The sequence below is a fragment of the Halomonas sp. ANAO-440 genome, assembly GCF_019915905.1.
Lineage (GTDB): Bacteria > Pseudomonadota > Gammaproteobacteria > Pseudomonadales > Halomonadaceae > Halomonas > Halomonas chromatireducens.
In genome coordinates this window covers 103,735-123,454 of the sequence record NZ_JAHXBV010000021.1, presented here as the reverse complement: position 1 = coordinate 123,454, position 19,720 = coordinate 103,735, and the positions used below count along the sequence as shown (strand labels likewise).

12 protein-coding genes are annotated in these 19,720 nt (G+C 57.2%); 8 read left to right on the top strand and 4 right to left on the bottom strand.

Annotated features, from left to right (window positions below; all coding sequences use genetic code 11):
* Positions 1 to 115 precede the first annotated feature (115 nt).
* The 7 genes from KZO25_RS15270 (at position 116) to KZO25_RS15240 (ending at position 11,599) form a co-directional block, all read left to right on the top strand.
* Positions 116 to 3,484 carry a helicase-related protein gene (locus KZO25_RS15270; RefSeq protein WP_262489053.1) on the top strand — a complete coding sequence of 1,123 codons (3,369 nt, stop codon included), beginning with the start codon at positions 116 to 118 and terminating at the stop codon, positions 3,482 to 3,484.
* Positions 3,481 to 4,164, top strand: coding sequence for a DUF4391 domain-containing protein (locus tag KZO25_RS15265; RefSeq protein ID WP_223137613.1), 684 nt, complete (start codon positions 3,481 to 3,483; stop codon positions 4,162 to 4,164). Before KZO25_RS15270 ends, KZO25_RS15265 begins: the two co-directional genes overlap by 4 nt.
* A 34-nt stretch (positions 4,165 to 4,198) precedes the next feature.
* Positions 4,199 to 6,070 (top strand): site-specific DNA-methyltransferase, encoded by a 1,872-nt coding sequence (locus KZO25_RS15260; RefSeq protein WP_223137612.1) that lies wholly within the window; start codon positions 4,199 to 4,201, stop codon positions 6,068 to 6,070.
* The gene (locus KZO25_RS15255; protein ID WP_223137611.1) at positions 6,067 to 7,128 is read left to right on the top strand and encodes a virulence RhuM family protein; all 1,062 of its coding nucleotides are present in this window, start codon (positions 6,067 to 6,069) and stop codon (positions 7,126 to 7,128) included. Before KZO25_RS15260 ends, KZO25_RS15255 begins: the two co-directional genes overlap by 4 nt.
* Positions 7,125 to 10,172, top strand: a complete 3,048-nt coding sequence (locus tag KZO25_RS15250; RefSeq protein WP_223137610.1) for a type III restriction-modification system endonuclease — start codon at positions 7,125 to 7,127, stop codon at positions 10,170 to 10,172. Before KZO25_RS15255 ends, KZO25_RS15250 begins: the two co-directional genes overlap by 4 nt.
* Before the next feature lie 87 nt (positions 10,173 to 10,259).
* The gene (locus KZO25_RS15245) at positions 10,260 to 11,048 is read left to right on the top strand and encodes a hypothetical protein (protein WP_223137609.1); all 789 of its coding nucleotides are present in this window, start codon (positions 10,260 to 10,262) and stop codon (positions 11,046 to 11,048) included.
* A 215-nt stretch (positions 11,049 to 11,263) separates the two neighbouring features.
* Positions 11,264 to 11,599 (top strand): hypothetical protein, encoded by a 336-nt coding sequence (locus tag KZO25_RS15240; RefSeq protein WP_223137608.1) that lies wholly within the window; start codon positions 11,264 to 11,266, stop codon positions 11,597 to 11,599.
* Between the two features lie 659 nt (positions 11,600 to 12,258).
* On the opposite strand, the gene KZO25_RS15235 is transcribed toward KZO25_RS15240, so the two are convergent.
* Positions 12,259 to 13,449: a tyrosine-type recombinase/integrase gene (locus KZO25_RS15235; protein WP_223137607.1), complete on the bottom strand. Its 1,191-nt coding sequence runs from the start codon at positions 13,447 to 13,449 to the stop codon at positions 12,259 to 12,261.
* A 373-nt stretch (positions 13,450 to 13,822) separates the two neighbouring features.
* Here KZO25_RS15235 and KZO25_RS15230 point away from each other — a divergent pair, with 373 nt between their 5' ends.
* Positions 13,823 to 14,686, top strand: a complete 864-nt coding sequence (locus tag KZO25_RS15230; RefSeq protein WP_223137606.1) for a pirin family protein — start codon at positions 13,823 to 13,825, stop codon at positions 14,684 to 14,686.
* Between the two features lie 366 nt (positions 14,687 to 15,052).
* Here KZO25_RS15230 and KZO25_RS15225 read toward each other — a convergent pair whose 3' ends face one another.
* From KZO25_RS15225 to KZO25_RS15215, 3 genes are all read right to left on the bottom strand, one after another.
* Complete coding sequence (locus tag KZO25_RS15225; protein ID WP_223137605.1) at positions 15,053 to 17,545, bottom strand: EAL domain-containing protein; 2,493 nt, start codon at positions 17,543 to 17,545, stop codon at positions 15,053 to 15,055.
* A gap of 374 nt (positions 17,546 to 17,919) precedes the next feature.
* Positions 17,920 to 19,200 carry a Y-family DNA polymerase gene (locus KZO25_RS15220; protein ID WP_223137630.1) on the bottom strand — a complete coding sequence of 427 codons (1,281 nt, stop codon included), beginning with the start codon at positions 19,198 to 19,200 and terminating at the stop codon, positions 17,920 to 17,922.
* 2 nt (positions 19,201 to 19,202) lie between these two features.
* Positions 19,203 to 19,643 carry a LexA family protein gene (locus tag KZO25_RS15215; protein ID WP_223137604.1) on the bottom strand — a complete coding sequence of 147 codons (441 nt, stop codon included), beginning with the start codon at positions 19,641 to 19,643 and terminating at the stop codon, positions 19,203 to 19,205.
* Positions 19,644 to 19,720 lie beyond the last annotated feature (77 nt).

The following is a 19,720-nucleotide window of genomic DNA, read 5'->3' as shown; positions in this document are numbered from 1 at the left end:
GACCAAGCCGCTGCGCTTCATGATACTAAGCCCTTGCTATAAGCTTGAGGCCATTGCTCAACCAGAATGACGAGACCGCCCTTAGGCGGCCAGGGAACCGCAGGGGAGCCGTATCATGGAGATCATCGACAACGTCAGCCGGCTGCTCGGCGACGACCTGAAGGATACCCTGCGACCCGGTGCCCGTCTCAAGGTTGCAGCCTCCTGCTTCTCGATCTTCGCCTATGAGGCGCTCAAGGATGAGCTGGAAGCGCTGGACTCGGTCGAGTTCATCTTTACCTCACCCACCTTCGTCCCGGACCAGGCCAGCGACAAGTTCCGCAAGGAGCACCGCGAGTTCCACATCCCCAAGGCGGAGCGCGAGCGCAGCGTCCACGGCAGCGAGTTCGAGATCCAGCTCAAGAACAAGCTGACCCAGCGGGCCATCGCCCGCGAGTGCGCCGACTGGATGCGCCGCAAGGCCCGCTTTCGCTCCAACCGTGGCCAGGCCGCCATGCAGCCCTTTGCCGGCGTTGCAGCCTCAGGCGGCGATACCGTCTACATGCCCCTGCAGGGCTTCACGGCGGTGGACCTGGGCTACCAGCAGGGCAACGCGGTCTCCAACTTCGTCACCCGCTTCAGCGAGCCGGCGCACACGTCCCAGTTCATGGCTCTCTTCGACCAGCTGTGGCGGGACGAGGATAAGCTCGAGGACGTCACCGAACGGTTGCGTGAGCATATCGCCTCGGTCTACCGGGAGAACCCGCCGGAGCGGATCTACTTCCTGATGCTCTACCACATCTTCCACGAGTTCCTGGAAGACATCAGCGAGGACGTGCTGCCCAACGATCGCACCGGCTATCAGGACAGCGTCATCTGGCAGAAGCTGTTCAACTTCCAGCGCGACGCGGCCACCGGCGTCATCAACAAGCTGGAGACCTACAACGGCTGCATCCTGGCCGACAGCGTGGGGCTCGGGAAGACCTTCACCGCCCTGGCGGTCATCAAGTACTATGAGCTGCGCAACCGCTCCGTATTGGTGCTATGCCCCAAGAAGCTCGCCGACAACTGGCTGACCTACAATCGCAATCTGACCACCAACGTGTTGGCCCAGGACCGCCTGAACTTCGATGTGCTGTGCCATACCGACCTGCAGCGTACCCGCGGCGAATCCTTCGGCATGCCGCTGGATCGCGTCAACTGGGGCAATTACGACCTGGTGGTAATCGACGAGTCCCACAACTTCCGCAACAATGACGTCTACAAGGATCGCGAAACCCGCTACCAGAAGCTGATGAATCAGGTCATCCGTGCGGGGGTGAAGACCAAGGTGCTGATGCTCTCGGCCACGCCGGTCAATAATCGCTTCACCGATCTGAAGAACCAGCTGGCATTGGCCTACGAAGGCGAAGCCGAGAACCTGACCCGCCATCTCAGCGGCGCCAAGGACATCGAGGGTATCTTCCGGCGTGCCCAGGCCACCTTCAACGAGTGGTCGGCGCTTCCACCGGAGAAGCGCACCACCAGTGCCATCCTGCAGGCGCTAGACTTCGACTTCTTCGAGCTGTTGGACAGCGTCACCATTGCCCGCTCACGTCGGCATATCGAAACCTTCTACGACACCAGCGACATCGGCAGCTTCCCGGAGCGCCTCAAGCCGCTCTCGTTTCACTGCCCGCTAACCCATCGGACCGATGTGATCGGTTTCAACGAGATCTTTCAGCAGCTCTCACAGCTCAAGCTCTCGGTCTACGCTCCGATCAGCTATATCCTGCCCAGCCGCCTCAAGAAGTACGAGGAGATGTACGACACCGAAGTGTACAGCGGGAGATCCAGCTTTAAGCAGGTGGACCGGGAGAAGAGCCTGCAGGCCCTGATGACCACCAACCTGCTCAAGCGGCTGGAGAGCTCGGTGGCGGCGTTTCGCCTGACCCTGGAAGGGCTGCAGGATAGCTACACGACCATCCTGGACAAGATAGAGGCCTTCAAGCAGACCGGCCGTTCGGATAGCTTCGCGGATATCACCGCGTCCTTCGAAGACGCCGACCCCGACGACGACAGCATTCCCATGCCAGGAGATACCACGGTGGGCAAGAAGGTCCAGATCAGCCTGGAGGACATGGACCTGACGTCCTGGGAGCATGACCTGAGCCATGACCTGGTGTGGATCGAACTGCTGCTGGAGGAAATGGCCAAGGTCACTCCGGCCGACGATGCCAAGCTGCAGCACCTCAAGACACAGATTGCCAGCAAGCTGGCCTCGCCGATCAACCCGGGCAATCGAAAGGTGATGATCTTCACCGCCTTCGCGGACACCGCCAAGTACCTTTATGAGAACCTGGCGGGGAGCCTGCTTGAGAGCCAAGGCGTGCACTCTGGCATCGTGACCGGCAGCGACGCGCCGAAGTCCACCATCGGCGCCATGCCGGGCAGCCGCCAGCACTACGATTTTCAGGGCCTGCTCACGCTGTTCTCTCCAATTGCCAAGAGCAAGGGCGTGGTGTATCCCAACGAGCCTCGTGAGCTGGACATCCTGATCGGGACCGACTGTATCTCGGAAGGCCAGAACCTGCAGGACTGCGACTACCTGATCAACTACGACATCCACTGGAACCCGGTGCGCATCATCCAGCGCTTCGGGCGCATCGACCGCATCGGTTCACCCAACGCTAGCATCCAACTGGTCAACTACTGGCCGGACATCAGCCTGGATGAGTACATCAATCTCAAGGAGCGCGTAGAGAACCGCATGGTGATCGCCGACGTTACTGCCACCGGCGACGACAACGTGCTCAACGCTCAGTCCAACGACGTCGCTTACCGTCGCGAGCAGCTGCGTCGGCTGCAGGATGAAGTGGTAGAGATGGAAGACCTCAAGTCCGGCGTGTCGATCACCGATCTGGGCCTGAACGAGTTCCGCATGGACCTGCTGGGCTACATGAAGGAGAACGGCGACCTGAGCCATATCCCTAACGGGCTGCATACCGTCGTGCCGGCTCGCCCGGAGAAGGGCCTGCAGCCTGGTGTCATCTTCACCCTGCGCAATCTCAATCAGCGAGTAGGTCACCAAGAGAGTGGCCTGCAGCAGCAGAACCGCCTACATCCTTTTTACCTGGTCTACATCAGTCACACCGGCGAGGTGATCAGCGACTACACCGAGGTCAAGCGCCTGCTCGACCTGGCACGTACTGCGTGCAAGGGGCTGAGTGACCCCGTCGAAGCCGTTTATCGTGCCTTCAACGAGGAAACCCACGATGGCCGGGAGATGCACGCCTATTCGGCGCTACTGGATCAGTCCATCCGCTCCATGATCGATGTGAAGGAGGACAAGGACATCGACAGCCTGTTCAGTGGTGGCGAGACCACGGCGCTAGTCGATACCATCGAAGGGCTCGACGACTTCGAACTAATCACCTTCATCGTCATCCGTGAGGCGGGCTCAGCCACCGAGACGGGCAGGGAACATCATGGGGCCGGCAGGGACAGCGAGACGAAAGAGCCATGACAGCACCGCTCTACCAGTACCCCGCCAAGACGCTGCTCGGTCGTGCGGTGGCCAAGCAGCGCATCCTGGGGCATGTGCGGGCTACCGCCAAGCTCAGGGAGCGCCTGCGGGATGATGTCACTCAGATCACCTGGCATGCCAAGCTCGCCCATAGCACGCTCAATCTGCCTGGCACCGATGACGTGCCGGAGCTGCAGGTATTCGTGATTACCCTCAAGGGCGATGACCTGCACCGAGACGTGCTGCGAGCCATCGACCGCGCCATTCCGTTTCCGATCCTGTTCGAGCTACATGGCCCCCGCGGCATCCGTGTTACCGCCGCCTACAAGCGACCCAGTCAGGCCGACTCCAGCAAGTGGGTGCTTGATGACCACTACGCCAGCTGCGACTGGCTGCTAGCCGATACGCCCCGGCAGCCGCTGCCCACGGCCATCGACCTGAAGCAGCTCTACCAACAGCTGCTGCGCAGCCTGCTTCCCGCACCGGCACGTCAGGGTGAAGCCTTGCCAGATCAGCTGGAGCGCTTGAGGGCCTTGGAAGCCCTCAAGAAGGACGCGGACACCCTCGAGAAGCGCCTGCGCAACGAGAAACAGTTCAACCGCAAGGTCGAGATCAACGCCGAGCTGCGTTTGATCCGCCAGAGATTGGCCGATTATGCAATTGCCGACTATGACACCTGATCACGACCGCAGAGGTCCGGAGACACGCGACACCATGGACAAGCTGAAGATGCACTCCCCCAATCTGACCGAGGCCAACATCGCCAAGCTGGCCGCGCTGTTTCCCAGCTGCGTCACCGAAGCGCGGGATGAGCAAGGGCGAGTGAAGCAAGCCATCGACTTCGATCAGCTGCGTCAGGAGCTCTCCGACCAAATAGTCGAGGGCCCCCAGGAGCGCTACCACCTCAACTGGCCCGGCAAGCGTGAAGCTTTGCTGGCAGCCAATGCGCCGATTGCCAAGACACTTCGCCCCCAACGGGAAGAGAGCGTGGATTTTGACAGCACGAAAAACCTCTTCATCGAAGGGGATAATCTTGAGGCTATAAAACTTCTCCAAGAATCTTATCTTGAGAAAGTGGGAATGATTTACATAGACCCTCCTTATAACACTGGTAGGGAATTTGTCTATGATGATGATTTTAAATCAACTGTCAAAGATTACGTTTCATCATCACTTCAGGAGGATGAGGAAGGAACAAGACTCGTTGTAAATCTTGAGTCGAATGGTCGCTTTCATTCCGACTGGTTATCAATGATGTATCCGCGGCTCCGTCTTTCCAAAAATCTACTTAAAGAAGATGGCGTAATATTTATATCTATTGATGATAACGAATACCACAATTTAAGAAAGCTGTGTGACGAAGTTTTTGGTGAGGATAATTTTATTGCATGTATTGTTTGGCAAAAGCGTTATGTTTCAAACGTGACGGCTAAATGGATGTCAGACATGCATGACTATATTTTAGTTTATGCTAAAGATAAGTCTTTGGTAAGCTTTTCATCATGGGAAAGGTCGACGCAACAACAGGCGGCATATAAAAATCCAGACAGCGACCCAAGGGGGGTGTGGCGAGCACAGGACCTCTCTGCAAGTAAGCCTTATATGGCAGGCCTATACGAGATTGTTGGCCCAACAGGGAAGGTTTTTTCACCACCGCCTAACAGGTACTGGAGATGCAACGAAAAACAATTCAAAGAGTGGGATTCTGATAATCGAATTTGGTGGGGCGTAAACAAAGATGCCAGGCCAATGCTAAAGTCATTCCTGGACGAGTCTGAGAGAGGCATTACACCACATACTTGGTGGGATTATTCGTTTGCCGGGCATAACAAAGAAGCGACTCTTGAGCTGAAGGAGATTTTTGATGGGAATTCACCATTTGATACTCCCAAGCCAGTAAAGCTTTTAAAGAAGCTAGTTGAGCTTGCTGGCCTAGAAAACTCGTTGATCATGGATTTTTTCGCCGGTTCGTGCTCTCTGGCCCATGCGGTTATGGAAAATAATGCTGAAAAAGGGAGTGGGAATAGGTTTGTGGTAATCCAAATGCCTGAGCCTTGCAACCAAAAAAACGATTCCTACACATCAGGCTTTAGCACGGTTTCCGAGATAGGCAGGGAACGGATTAAAAGAGCTGGAAATAATTTGGTTGGTTCATCCGGAGTCGAAGATATTGGTTTTCGATATCTTAAGGTTGATTCCACTAATTTCAGAGATGTTTTTTATTCTCCGGATGGGTTCTCTCAAGATATTCTAAGCAGTGCGGTTGATAATATAAAAGACGGAAGAAGAGAAGAAGATTTGCTGTTTCAGGTCTTATTGGACTGGGGCGTAGACCTGTCACTCCCCATCTCTCACCAGGAGATTGATGGAAAAACCGTCTTCTTCGTCGACGGGGCCGAGAAGCATATGGCCCTGGCCGCCTGCTTCGACCTCGATGTCGATGAGGCATTCGTCAAGCAGCTCGCCGAGTACGAGCCGCTGCGCGTGGTGTTCCGCGATGCCGGCTTCGCCAGCGACAGCGTCAAGATCAACGTCGAGCAGATCTTCGCCCAGAAGTCGCCCAATACTGAGGTGAAGGTGCTATGACTCAGGATAAGCATCCACAAGGTGGCCGGTTGATTCGCAACAGCACGGCGGAGTTTCTCATCTTTACCGCGCAGGAGGGTGAGCAAAGCATCGAGGCCCGCTACGAGGATGGCACCATTTGGCTTTCACAGAAGCTCATTGCCGAGCTTTTTGGAGTCACCAAGCCCACTATCAATGAGCACCTCAAGAATATTTACCTTGAGGAGGAGCTCGCCCGGGAGGCAACCGTTAGGAAATTCCGAACGGTTCAGCAGGAAGGGCAGCGTGAGGTCGCTCGCACGGTGGAGCACTATAACCTAGATGCCATTATTTCAGTAGGTTACCGCGTCAACTCGATCCGTGCGACGCAATTCCGGCAGTGGGCAACCCAGGTGCTCAAGCGGTTCGCTGTCAGGGGTTATGTCATTGACAAGCAGCGAATGGAGAACGGCACCTTTCTGGGGGAGGACTACTTCGAGCACTTGCTGGCCGAGATTCGGGAGATTCGGCTCAGTGAACGCCGTTTTTATCAGAAAATCACTGATATCTACGCTACCAGTGTGGACTACAACCCTGCAGCGCCTACGACCAAGGAATTTTTCGCCAAAGTTCAGAACAAGCTGCATTTCGCTATTCATGGCCATACCGCTGCCGAGCTGATCCAGGCCCGGGCAGATAGCAACAAGCCGCATATGGGCCTTACCTCATGGGGGAACGCCCCGGATGGCAAGGTGGTCAAGACAGATGTGGCTATTGCCAAGAACTACCTGACGCAGCAGGAGTTGGAGTCGCTGGGGCGAATCGTCAATGCCTACCTGGATCTTGCCGAGGAGCGCGCTCGTCGCAATATCCCCATGACGATGGAGGATTGGGCAAAGCGTTTGGATATGTTCCTGGAATTCGATGATCGTGAGGTGTTGCAGGATAGTGGGAAGGTAACTGCCAAGCTCGCCAAGGCGTTTGCGGAAAGCGAATTCGAAAAGTTTCGCATCCTTCAGGATCGTCTATTCGAGAGCGATTTTGACCGCATTCTCAAGGACGGTGATACAGAGCAAGGCGGGGAGGGCGAGACGTCATGAAGCTCAAGTTCAAGACTCAGCAATACCAGACAAGGGCAGTCGAGGCGCTGACGGACTGCTTTGCCGGTCAGCCCTACAGCAGCGGTATCCGCTACCGCATCGATCCAGGCGAGGCTACGTCTCTGGCGCAGCCAATGCAGCGGGACATGTACGCCTCGCCAGATCCCGACGATGCCGGCTTCAAGAACGCCGCACTGGAGCTGTCTGATTATGAGATTCTGAGCAATATCAAGACCGTGCAGCGCCATCAGAACCTGCCGCTCTCCGATAACCTGAAGAAGGACGACAAGACCGGCTGTCCCATCAATCTGGACGTGGAGATGGAGACCGGCACCGGCAAGACCTACGTCTACCTGAAGAGCATGTTCGAGCTCAAAAAGCGTTACGGCTGGAGCAAGTTCATCGTTGTGGTGCCCAGCATCGCCATCCGTGAGGGGGTCTACAAGTCGCTGCAGATCACCGCCGACCACTTCTTGGAGAGCTACGGGGAGAAGGCGCGCTTCTTCATCTACAACTCCAAGCAGTTGCACAATTTGGAGAGCTTCTCCTCGGATGCCGGCATCAGCGTGATGGTCATCAACGTTCAGGCCTTCAACTCCCGTGGCGCCGAAAACCGCCGCATCTACGATGAGCTGGATGATTTCCAGTCGCGGCGCCCCATCGATGTCATCAAGGCCAACCGGCCGATCCTGTTCCTCGATGAGCCGCAGAAGATGGAAGGGGGGAAGACGCTAAGCTCACTGAGCGAGTTCAATCCGCTGTTCATCGTGCGCTACTCGGCCACCCACAAGACGACCTACAACAAGATCCACCGTCTGGATGCGCTTGACGCCTACAACCAGAAGCTGGTGAAGAAGATCTCTGTCCATGGTGTTACCACCAAGGGGCTCACCGGCACCGATGCCTACCTCTACCTGGAGAACATCGAGACGGCCAAGAACAAGCCTCCTGTGGCCTGGGTCGAGTATGAGGAGAAGTCGGCCAGCGGCGTGAAGCGCAAGCGCCGCAAGCTGGGCAAGGGCGACAACCTCCACGAGCTGTCGGGTGGGCTGGATCAGTACAAGGGGTTCGTCGTCTCGGATATTGACGCCCGTATCGACCAGCTCAGCTTCACCAACGGCGTCGAGCTCAGCGCCGGGGAAATGACCGTCGACGTCACCGAGAAGGCGCTGCGCCAGATCCAGATCCGCGAGGCGGTCAAGGCGCACTTCAAGAAGGAGCAGCTGCTGTTCTCCCAGGGCGTCAAGGTGCTCACGCTGTTCTTCATCGATGAGGTGGCTAAGTACCGCCAGTACGATGAGAGCGGTGAAGTGCTGGGTGAGTACGCCCGGATCTTCGAGGAGGAGTACAACCACCAGCTCAACCAGGTGCTGACCCTTGAGGACAGCGAGTACAACCGCTACCTGAAGGGTATCAGCGCCTCGGATACTCACAACGGCTACTTCTCCATCGACAAGAAGTCCAAGCGTCTCGTCGACCCTGCAACCAGGGCGCGCTCCACCGAGACGGACGATGTCGCTGCCTATGACCTGATCCTGAAGGACAAGGAGCGCCTGCTCTCCTTCGAGGAGCCCACGCGATTCATCTTCTCCCACTCCGCACTGCGGGAGGGCTGGGACAATCCGAACGTGTTCGTCATCTGCACGCTGAAGCACAGCGACAACAGCATCTCCCGGCGCCAGGAGGTGGGGCGCGGCCTGCGTCTCGCAGTCAACCAACTGGGGGATCGCATGGATGACCCGCTGACGGTGCACGACATCAACGAGCTGACGGTCGTCGCCAGCGAGAGCTACAAGGACTTCGTCACCGCCTTGCAGCGTGATATCGGCAACGAGCTCTCCGAGCGCCCGAGGGTCGCCGATGAGGCCTACTTCACCGGCAAGCTGCTCGTGTCGGAGGAGGGTGAGGTAGAGGTCACGCCTGCCATGGCCAAGGAGATCTACCGCTACCTGCTCAAGCACGACTACACGGATAACGCCGACCACATCACCGAGGCCTACCACCAGGCCAAGGAGGAGGGAACCCTGGCCGAGCTGCCGGAGTCGTTACAGCCACATGCCCAGCAAGTCTTCCAGCTGATCGACAGCGTCTTCAGCAACGCCCAGCTGCCGCACATCGAGGACGGTCGGAAGGCCAAGCTCAACCCGCTCAACGACAACTTCCACAAGAAAGAATTTCAGGAGCTCTGGGAGCGCATCAACCGCAAGGCGGCCTACTCGGTCAGCTTCGACTCCAACGAGCTGATCGAGAAATGCGTAGGCTATCTGGACCTGAAGCTCGGTGTGAAGCGCCTGGAGTACCAGGTTGAGCGCGGCACCCAGAAGGCGGAAGCCAGCTACCAGGACATCACCAGCGGACAGGCCTTCACCGTCAATGAGAGCGAGAGGGTCAAGCATGACGGCTCGATTCACTCGGCGGTCCAGTATGACCTGATTGGCCGCCTGGCCGAGGCCACGCAGCTGACGCGGCGAACCGTAGCGGCGATTCTCTCCAAGGTTCAGCCGAAGACCTTCAAGCAGTACCAGATGAACCCAGAGGATTTCATGGCCCAAGCTGCTAGGCTGATCAACGAGCAGAAGGCCAGCATGGTGGTCGAGCACATCAGCTACGACCCCATCAACGAGCAGCATAGTCAGGAAATCTTTACCATCGAGAAGCCGGAGAACCAGTTGGATCGAGCCTACAAGGCCAAGCGCCATGTCTTCGACTACGTGGTGACCGACTCCAAGATCGAGCGGGATTTCGTCGAAGAGCTCGATACCGGCAGGGAGGTGGTGGTCTATGCCAAGCTGCCGAAGAGCTTCTTCATCCCGACGCCGGTGGGCAACTACAACCCCGACTGGGCCATTGCTTTCAACGAGAACAACGTCAAGCACGTCTACTTCGTGGCCGAGACCAAGGGCAGCATGTCATCGCTGGAGCTGCGCGAAATCGAGCAGGCCAAGATTAAGTGCGCCACGGAATTCTTCGACACTATCGCCACGGCGAAGGTGAAGTATGACGTGGTGGACTCCTATGACAAGCTGATGGATTTGGTGAGGTAAGAGGAAGCAGCTTTATTGGATGGCTAAGTAGTAGGCATGCAAGTGTGGTTTAGGTTTTTTCAGTTTTCTTTATTGCGGAGGAAGGAAATGACTGTCGTATTTAAGTATAAAGGTGAGGAGCTTTCCTTTGGTTATTTGTACGAGCTAGAAAGCCCATTTGTCAAGTATTGTGAATTTGTTTTGAAGGATTTGCAAAATGATGAGGAAATAGAGATGAAGGTGCTTCCTGGTCAGTTGAACAATGCTGATATAGAAGAAGCGAAAGGGCTAGAGCCGCTTATAGGGAGAATTCTATATAAAATTGACTGCCATCTTAGAAAGGAAGTTTCGTTTGATGATTTTCTTGGTTGGGATAAGGAACTTTGTTGGAACTGGGTTGGTGGATTTTCCGAAGATGATATGTCACCATTGGTGATGGATTTGCATGAAGAGCATCAGGATGTTATTACATTAGCAGTTGTTGGAAATCCTAGTGATGTCCGATTTTCTTATACTGTTAAATCGAAATCTAGAAAGTCTGGAAAAAAAACGGTACCTAAGAACGTCTCCTTGTCGACTATTGGGCTTGAGGAAAAAGCTATAGTTTTTTTTGATGCAAATGCTATTAAAGATGAGCTGGAGAAGACTGCAAGCGGCGAGGGTAAAGAAGGAAAGGCTGCCTTTTTGCAAGCTATGGGTCGGCTACAGAAAAGCAGTGATTTTCATTTGTTGCACGACTTCGCCAAGGCAAAATTTGCTCATGCGCTTTCAAAACGTTTTCGTCATGAGATACAGGATCCTGATGAGGCGTATGGAATTATCAAAGATATGAAAATATTTGTTTCTAACGATATAACTGATTTGGATGGAGTTAGCCTTCACGACATGTTGTATTAATATGTGATTGCAAGATGAGATGGTATGATGTTGTTGCAGCTAATGCATTTAATGAAAGTTGAGTAAGTGCATGGTTGATCCTTGGTCACGGTCCTAAGTAAAGTAGTAGGTAAGAGGGGTTGATAAATTTTTAAAATTAATGCAAATACGATATCATATTAAATATCAATACCAAGGCTAGTTGAAGCCTAAGGGTTAGCCGAAATGGAGGAGCTATGCACCACATCAAAGCTGTACTGAGGCGCGCCGTTGCTGAGCGTCGCATGAAGGGTAGTGAGAAGGATCGCGATTACGCCATTGAGCGATTTCTCGGCGAACTTGGGGAACTATTCACCCCGACACTACTTGGCCAGTTAGAAGACGAGCTACTGGCCGGCATGTTCGAAGACTGGCTGAGGTCTCTCGAGCATCTTGACTTCACTCAGCGCCAGCAAGCCTTGGTCCGTGATACCCGGCTATCCAAGGTCCCCTTCCTCATCTATCGTACCGGTAAGGATAAGCTACCCTATCCCACCCAGAGCGATAATGTTGTATCGCTTCACATTAGATAATCGCCTATGGGTGGGATGGTTGAGTAGGGCTTCTTATACTGCGAGCTTTTGAAGCTTAGGTCCGTATGGGGATAACCTGGAAAAATAAAAATTCCACTTTATCTAGGGGAGATGGAAAAGCCGTACCACTCCCCGTCGGGATAATGGTACTCACTCCTCACGGAGAAGTTCTGTTAGGCCGGCGGCTATGCAGATGGCCTGCTCTTGTTGGATCGGAGATTAGGGTACTCAGCGGTGTGTTGGGTCCTGCTGATAGTTGCGGCTGCAAAAATCGTGAATTAAGTTCTAATGAGGCTTCCTGTTGGGGACGGTGTGGGAGGTGGTTGTTCAGCGCAGATCACTGGGTAATTGGTTGAAAATTATGGCCTCCCTGCAAGGCTTCATACTTGGGGCCTCCCCCTTAGGATCGGAAGGGGGGAGCTAAGCATCCAGGTTGGTGGGAGAGTCTTATATAGCTGTGTTCCCCAAACCTTAGGCGACAATCAGCGCAAGGGACATGGAGCTCCGTGATACTGGACGTGCGGCAGCAGGATCGTTCGTTCAACAGCCTGCTGAATAGAACAAGCCGGCACGCCGAGAAGATATAAACATACTAGCTGATGAATGTGGCCTCATAGAACCGAGAAATCGGCCAAAGTAGTGCTTTTGTATTCGGTAGTTCAGACAACGTAGTCAGCCCACTCCTGCATCATTGCCCGTCGCTTCTCAAACAAATCGCCGCGCCGGTAGGCTGCCTCAACCTTGTTCTCGATGGTGTGGGCTAGCGCCATTTCGGCCACGTCGCGGGGGTAGCTGGTGACTTCACCGGTCCAATCCCGAAAGCTCGAGCGGAAGCCATGGGGCACATAGTCGCCACGTTTACCGTCAAGACCGTAACCCATCCCACGCATCAGCTGGAGCATGGCCATGTTGGAGAGGGGGCGTTCATGGCGTGCGCCGGGGAAGACATAGGGGTTGCCCTTAACTCGTGGGAGCTGGCTCAGCAGTTCTACCGCTTGTCGTGATAGCGGCACACGATGTTCGCGTCGAGCCTTCATCCTGTCTGCTGGGATCGTCCAAGTCTCATTGTCGAGGTCGATCTCTGGCCACTCTGAGCGAAGAACTTCCGAGGTCCGCGTCGCTGTCAGGATCAGAATCTGCAGTGCCTTGGAGGAGATACTGGTGTAGCCCTGGAGCTCAGCCATGAAGGCGGTGACCTCGTCGTAAGGCATGGCAGGGTGGTGTGTCACCTTCTTTACTCGGGAAGGCTTGGCCAGCAGCTTGTCGAGATGGCCACGCCAGCGAGCCGGATTTACGGGGTCTCGGTAGTTATGCGCCGCCGCGTAGTCGAGGACATTCTCAATCCGACCTTGAACCCGCTTGGCCGTTTCGGTCTTGCTGGTCCAGATCGGTGACAGGATCTTCAGGACGTCTTGGGTGGTGACCTCATCGACAGGCTTGCTCCCGATGACTGGCCGAGCGTAGGCCTTCAAAGTGCTGACCCATTGCCGGGCATGCTTGGCGTTCCGCCAGCTGCGTCGATGGGACATGATGTAGCGGGCGGCGCAGCTGGTGAAGGAGGGCGTTGCTTCATCAGCATGGCCCTCCTCAATGTCGACCACCATGGGGTCGACTCCGCTTTTGACGAGCTTGCGGTTGTAGGATGCTCGCTCTCGGGCTTCCGCGAGGGACGTTTCCGGGAAACTACCCAGGCCCATGTAGCGCTGCTTGCCCTGCAGCTTGAACCGGTAGATCCAGCTCACCGACCCACCGGCTGTGATCTGCAGGTACAGCCCCTGGCCATCGCCGGTCATGCCCTTCTTGCCTTCCTTCGCGAGCTTCTGTACCGCCTTGCTGGTGAGCTTGCCCATGAGTGTCCCTGTTGCGCCGCTGCTTGATGCCATGCAGCCTACCACAACCTGACCCACACTTTGACCCACACATAGGTCCAGTGATTAGCAGGACTACATAAGGCAGTACTGGACAGTAAGGCAGTTAAAATCATTTAACATCAATGGTTTGCAGGTCTTCTTTGTATCGAGTTGGATAGTAAGTATACGGACTCCCCCTCCGCCACAGATTCCGAGAAAACCGGCTCAATGAGCCGGTTTTTTTGTCGCTGGTCAAACAGCAAGGATGACATCCACCCTGGTATCGCTCCGAGTTGGTGATGCGCTCCGTTCCTGGTCATGCGCTTCGTGAGCTACCACACTTGAGCCAACATGCCGTCATCAGGGAGATCAGATGAAACGCCGTTCCGTAGCCTCGGTTCGTCCCGCCTATCGCGACGATATCGGCGACCTGCAGACTCGCCGGCCCTTGCCGGGGCCGGGTGTGCAGCAGGTCGACCCATTCCTGTTTCTCAATCACCACGGTTCGCAGGTCTACCCGCCTAACAATGGCGGGCTGCCGTTCGGTCCGCATCCTCACCGTGGCTTCGAGACGGTTACCTTCATTCTCGAGGGCAGTCTGGCGCACCATGATTCGGGCGGCCATGCGAGTGTGATCGAGGCCGGCGGCGTGCAGTGGATGACCGCGGGCTCGGGCCTCGTGCATGCCGAAATCTCGCCGCCGGAGTTCAAGCAGCATGGCGGTGCGCTCGAAATCCTTCAGCTGTGGGTTAACCTGCCTTCGCGCCTGAAGATGGTGGCGCCGCACTATGTGGGGCTGCAGCGGGAAGACATACCCGACGTATCCCTCGACGAGGGGCGGGTGACGCTCGAACTTATCGCGGGGGAGCACGCTGGTGAAACCGGCCCGGTTGAATCGCTGACGGGGGTGTTCATGTCGGTGCTTCGCCTGGCTGCCGGAGGGCGGGCTGAACTGCCCGCGCCGTCAGGGCGTAACGTGTTTCTCTATGCGGTTTCCGGGCAGGCGCGTGTGGCAGGCGAACGAGTGGAACCCTGGCATCTGGTCGAGATTAACGACGATGGTGATACTCTTGTCATCGAGGCCGAGACGCAGTGTTGCTATCTCTTCGGGCATGCCGAGCCCATCGGCGAGCCGGTCGTTACCCATGGCCCCTTCGTCATGAACACGCAGGAAGAGATTGCCCAGGCGGTGCGCGACTACCAGGACGGAAAATTCGGCTCGGGGCTTTCGCTGTGAAGATCAAGGCGCTCGGTACGCGAGAGAGCCGACAGCTTGCAGTGAAAGCCACGACGAACGGTCTTGCTTACGTCACGTGTCGGCAATCTCTTACAGAGAAAGGTATCCCAGGTTAATAGTGATCGCCCTTAGTAGCTGTCATAGTGAGGACATCGGGCAAGGAGGCCCACAGGGAAGGCCGAGTCAGGAAGACTCATGTACCAGGGATGCTCAGGCAGGATGCTTGAGGCAGTGGAAAGGAAGCGAAGATTCAGCCCGGCCTTATGGCCGGGTTTCTTTTGTGTGGCTCGTCCTTATACAGGACAGCGGGTAGTTCCTCCCGGCGCGTTGGGTACAGATCCAAAGATAGGATCTCCATTCCAGGTATCAGGCTGAAGCGTTGTTGCCGAGCATGGCCAGAAATTCATGCTGTGGCATCGGTCGGCCAAACAGATAACCCTGATACAGGCTGCATCCCAAACCGGCGAGAACCGCGCGCTGCATCTCCGTTTCTACCCCTTCGGCGATCACTGACATCTCCAGGCTCTTTGCCAGGGCGATGATGCTGGCAGCGATGGGCGTCGACTGTGTGTCGTGACTCAGGTCGCGGACAAAAGCGACGTCTATCTTGAGCGTATCCAGGGGTAGCGACTTGAGATAGGCCATGGATGAGTAGCCGGTCCCGAAGTCATCCAGTGCGAAGCGGATGCCCTGGCGCCTCAGCATGGTCATCTTCTCGATGGTCCCCTGCGGGTCGCTAAGCAACAGGGACTCGGTAAGCTCCAGGGTCAAACACGCTGGGTCAGCGCGATGGCGTTGGATAGCCGAGAGAACCTGATTCACGAAGTCCGGCTGCTGGAATTGACGCACGCTAACGTTCAGGGACAGCTTCAGCGCGCGCAGCGCTGGCTGCTGGCGCCACTCTCCCAGCAACCGGCACCCTTCCTGCAGGACCCAGCTGCCAAGTGGCAGGATCAGCCCACTCTCCTCAGCCAGCGGAATGAACACCCCTGGGGATATTAGGCCGCGGCTTGAATGCTGCCAACGGATCAGGGCTTCAGCGCCTACCACTCCTTGCACGGCATCCACTTGGGGCTGCAGGTGCAGGTGGAATTCATCGCTGTCGATAGCGAGACGAAGCTCACGTTCAAGAGCAAGGCGCTCCTCCAGCTCCTTCTCCAGCGCGGGACAGAACAGCCGAGGGGAACCATTGCGCTCGCGCTTGGCCTCCAGCATGGCCAGGCCGGCGCGCTTCAATAGGTGTGTGGTTCCTCCCCCCGGATGGGGCGAGAAGATCAGCATGCCGACATTGATTCGGCACGGATAGGTGTGGCCTTGGAGCTGGTAGTCCGCGGTAAGAGAGGCCATGACACGGTCGGTAAGGCGGTGTGCTTGATGTTCCGCAGTGGACTGATCCCGCGTCGAAAGCGGGGTCAGAAGGGCAAATTCATTCCCATCTAGCCGTGCCACGAACAGATCGTTGCTGGCCCAGCCACGCAGACGAGCGGCCAACTGGCGAAGCATCTCGTCTCCGACGTCCTGTCCCAGACTATCATTGAGAAACTTGAAGCGGTCGATGTCGAACAGCACCAACAGAGCCAGTGAGCCGGCGGGCCCGGGCAGCTTCTTGGAGCCATCAAGTCGTTCTTGCAGGGCTCGGCGGTTGGGAAGCTCGGTCAGAAAATCATGGTAGGCAAGATAGAGTATCCGCTGCTGGGCCTGCTGTTCGGCGGAGCGGTCACTGAGCAGCGCTACGTAGTCCCGTTCTTCACTGTCGGCGTAGCGCACTTGGCTGACGCTCAGCCAGGCAGGAAAGGAGGTGCCATCGCGGTGCTGTGCCTCGATCAGGCCGCTCCACTCGCCTTTCTCCGCCAGAGATTGCTGGATGCGCCGATTTAATACCCGGCTGTCATCGACATACGCCATCTCCCACAGAGAGCGCCCGGTCGTGTCCTGATGCTCCAATCCCAGCAGTTTTTCGAAAGCCTGGTTGCAGAGCCGAATGCGGGTCCGATCGTCGAATAGCACCACTCCATCGCGCAGTGCCGAGATAACTTCCAGTAGCTGGGTCCGTGTCATGTGTTGATGATGCTCACTGGCCTGCAGGCGACGCTGAACCCGAGAGGCGGCGATGGTAAGCAGCGCTGTCAGCAAGGCGCTGCCACTGATCAGGTAGATCAGCCAGTGTGACTCCGTCGATGAAGTTGCTGTGGCGCCCGGTAGTGGCACGAACCAGGCTGCCTGCATGGCCACGTAGTGCATGCCGCTGATGGCAAGCGATACACATAGCGCCGAGATGAGAGCGCCGGTCCTGGCACGCTGTTGGCCCCACTCCTGGCGGCACAGGCGGTAGGCATAGACGCTCAGGATGCCAAGGCCGATGGCCACGCCCAGTGAGACCAGGAATAGCCCAAGGGAGTGGTAGAGCTCGGCAGGCATGCGCATGGAGGCCATGCCGGTGTAGTGCATGAGCCCGATGCCGAGCCCCAGGCCGGCCCCGGCCAGCAGCGAGGTGCGGTGGGGCGGGATTTTCTGCCGGGACAGTACCAGCATGACCGCCAGGCTCCCCAGCATGGCGGGAATAATGGACAGCACGGTCAGGGCTGGTGCATGGGTGACGGTAAAATCAAGCTGATAGGCATGCATGCCAGTGAAATGCATGCTCCATACCCCAAGGCCCATTACGCTGGCTCCGGCAATCAGCCAGAGCCAGCGCCAACCTGCTCGCTTGAGCGTGCCGACGAGATTGATAATGTCCAGTCCGGTATAGGCGGCTGCCAGCGCGACAGCCCATGAAACGAGCACGAGGGGAGCGTAATGCACGCCCTGAATGGCCCCCAGGGCATGGGGGTCGATCATGAGATGGGTAAATATCGTCATGCAGTATTCATCGGCAGCGCTCTCGTATTACTGAGGGGCAAAAAGAGTCATTGCATCTCCAGAAGTGCAAGGTGAATGCCCCGGGATTTCCAGATACCCATCACCGTGGCCTCGGGTGCGTAGCTTGTCCATTCATTCCGGTCCGGTGCGAGCGCATTTGCTTACAGCACGTGTCGGTAATCTCTTACAGAAATGGTATCCCCGGGTAATAGTGATCTCCCTTCGTAGCTGTCATAGTGAGCGCATCGGGCAAGGAGGCTCTACAGGGAAGGCCGAGTCAGGGAGACTCACGCACCAAGGGATGCTCAGGCAGGATGCTTGAGGCAGTGGAAAGGAAGCGAAGATTTAGCCCGGCCTCACGGCCGGGCTTCTTGTTATGTGGCTCTTGCCGCGGGAAGCTCTTCCCAGCGCGTCGAATAGCGCTGGGTGAGGTTGTCGCAGCGCAGGTGCCAGGCAGCGCCTGGGCTGGGCGTGCCGAGCTTCACGGTCCCGCGGCCCATGCGTTGATTGAGTTCATCCATCACGCCCATCAGCTTCTGGCTACGCTGCCGGTCGGCGTCACTCTGTGGCGTGTCGAGCAGCGAGAGCTGCTGCCGATCGGCGTCGATGAGGTCGAGCAGCATCACGCCCCCTTTCTGGTACCGGTAGCCCTTGCGGTAGATGCGCTGCAGGGCGGTACCGGCGGCGTCAAGAATGTTGCGGCTGTCGTCGGTGGGGCGGGGCAGCTCGACGGCCAGGCTGGGCGAATACTGGGGCAGGTCGTCACGAAACGGGTTGGTCTTGAGGAACACCAGTACCGCACGGGCGAGGCTGCCCTGTCTGCGCAGCTTCTCGGCGCTACGCTGGCCGTGCTGACGGATCGCTTCGCGTATCTCGTCCAGACTGTCGGTCAGTTTGCCGAACGACCGGCTGGTCATGATGCGCTGGCGGGGCTCATGGAAGTCATTCATCTCGATGCAGGGGATGCCGCGCAGCTCCAGGGCGGTGCGCTCGACGGTAACGCTGAACTGTCGGCGGATGCGCTTGGGGTCAGCCTGGGCGAGGTCCCAGCCGGTGTGTATGCCCAGCATGGCGAGGCGCTCGGCCAGCCGTCGGCCCACGCCCCAGAACTTGCCCAGCTCGAGGCGCTTCAGCAGGGCGCGGGTTTCCGTGCTCTCGGCCTGGAGCACGCAGACGCCGCCGTAGGCCGGGATTTTCTTCGCCGCGCGGTTGGCCAGCTTCGCCAGGGTGCGGGTGGGGGCAATGCCCACCGATACGGGGATGCCGGTGTACTGTCGCACCTTATGGTGCAATTGCCGGGCATGGTCAAGCAGTTGCGTCGGCTCGAAGCCGTCGAAGCGTAGGAACATCTCGTCGATGGAGTAGGGCTCGACGTTGGGCGCGTACTCCTCAAGCACGCTCTGAACCCGTTGGCTCATGTCGCCGTAGAGTTCGTAATTGCTCGAGAGCAGGTGAATCCGGCCCTGGCGCACCAGGTGCTGGAGCTTGAAGGCGGGCGTGCCCATCGCGATGCCGAGAGCCTTGATCTCGTTGGAGCGGGCGATGAGGCAGCCGTCGTTGTTGGAGAGCACACCGACGGCCTGGCCATCCAGCCGTGGCTGGAACACACGCTCGCAGCTGACGTAGAAGCTGTTGCAGTCCACCAGGCCGATCATGCTCATACCGGATACTCGTGGATGACGGCGCGCACCACGCCCCATACCTGGCAGTCGAGGTTCTCAAGGGAGATCGGGGCATAGCGTGTATTGCCCGAGCAGAGATGCGGCCGGTTGTCGAGCAGCTCGTACCGCTTCACGGTGATCTCGCCGTCGACCATGGCCACCAGGATATGGCCGGGCCGGGGATCGATGGAGCGATCGACCAAGAGCAGGTCGCCTTCGTGGATGCCCAGGCGCATCATGCTGTCACCGGTGACGGTCATGAAAAATGTGGCCGAGGGGCGTTTCACCAGGCGCTCGTTGAGGTCGAGCGTGCGGCCCTCGTAGTCCTGGGCCGGGCTGGGAAAACCGGCGAGGCCGGCGCGGCCCAGGGCAAGCGGGTAGGGCAGCGCAAGGGAGGGCGGTGCAGGGTGTGCAGAAAGGATCGTATCGTGTGACATGAGTTGGTCTCGCGAATGCTGTCATTATATACAGTATCCTCGCTGGGCACGGTCACAGGCAACAGGCGATGACTAAT

Bases quoted from the DNA above. Each gene is read 5' to 3' on its own strand.
- KZO25_RS15245 (WP_223137609.1), top strand. From the start codon at position 10,260: ATGACTGTCGTATTTAAGTATAAAGGTGAGGAGCTTTCCTTTGGTTAT.
- KZO25_RS15255 (WP_223137611.1), top strand. From the start codon at position 6,067: ATGACTCAGGATAAGCATCCACAAGGTGGCCGGTTGATTCGCAACAGC.
- KZO25_RS15230 (WP_223137606.1), top strand. From the start codon at position 13,823: ATGAAACGCCGTTCCGTAGCCTCGGTTCGTCCCGCCTATCGCGACGAT.
- KZO25_RS15225 (WP_223137605.1), bottom strand. From the start codon at position 17,545: ATGACGATATTTACCCATCTCATGATCGACCCCCATGCCCTGGGGGCC.
- KZO25_RS15240 (WP_223137608.1), top strand. From the start codon at position 11,264: ATGCACCACATCAAAGCTGTACTGAGGCGCGCCGTTGCTGAGCGTCGC.
- KZO25_RS15270 (WP_262489053.1), top strand. From the start codon at position 116: ATGGAGATCATCGACAACGTCAGCCGGCTGCTCGGCGACGACCTGAAG.
- KZO25_RS15220 (WP_223137630.1), bottom strand. From the start codon at position 19,200: ATGATCGGCCTGGTGGACTGCAACAGCTTCTACGTCAGCTGCGAGCGT.
- KZO25_RS15260 (WP_223137612.1), top strand. From the start codon at position 4,199: ATGGACAAGCTGAAGATGCACTCCCCCAATCTGACCGAGGCCAACATC.
- KZO25_RS15235 (WP_223137607.1), bottom strand. From the start codon at position 13,449: ATGGGCAAGCTCACCAGCAAGGCGGTACAGAAGCTCGCGAAGGAAGGC.
- KZO25_RS15215 (WP_223137604.1), bottom strand. From the start codon at position 19,643: ATGTCACACGATACGATCCTTTCTGCACACCCTGCACCGCCCTCCCTT.
- KZO25_RS15265 (WP_223137613.1), top strand. From the start codon at position 3,481: ATGACAGCACCGCTCTACCAGTACCCCGCCAAGACGCTGCTCGGTCGT.
- KZO25_RS15250 (WP_223137610.1), top strand. From the start codon at position 7,125: ATGAAGCTCAAGTTCAAGACTCAGCAATACCAGACAAGGGCAGTCGAG.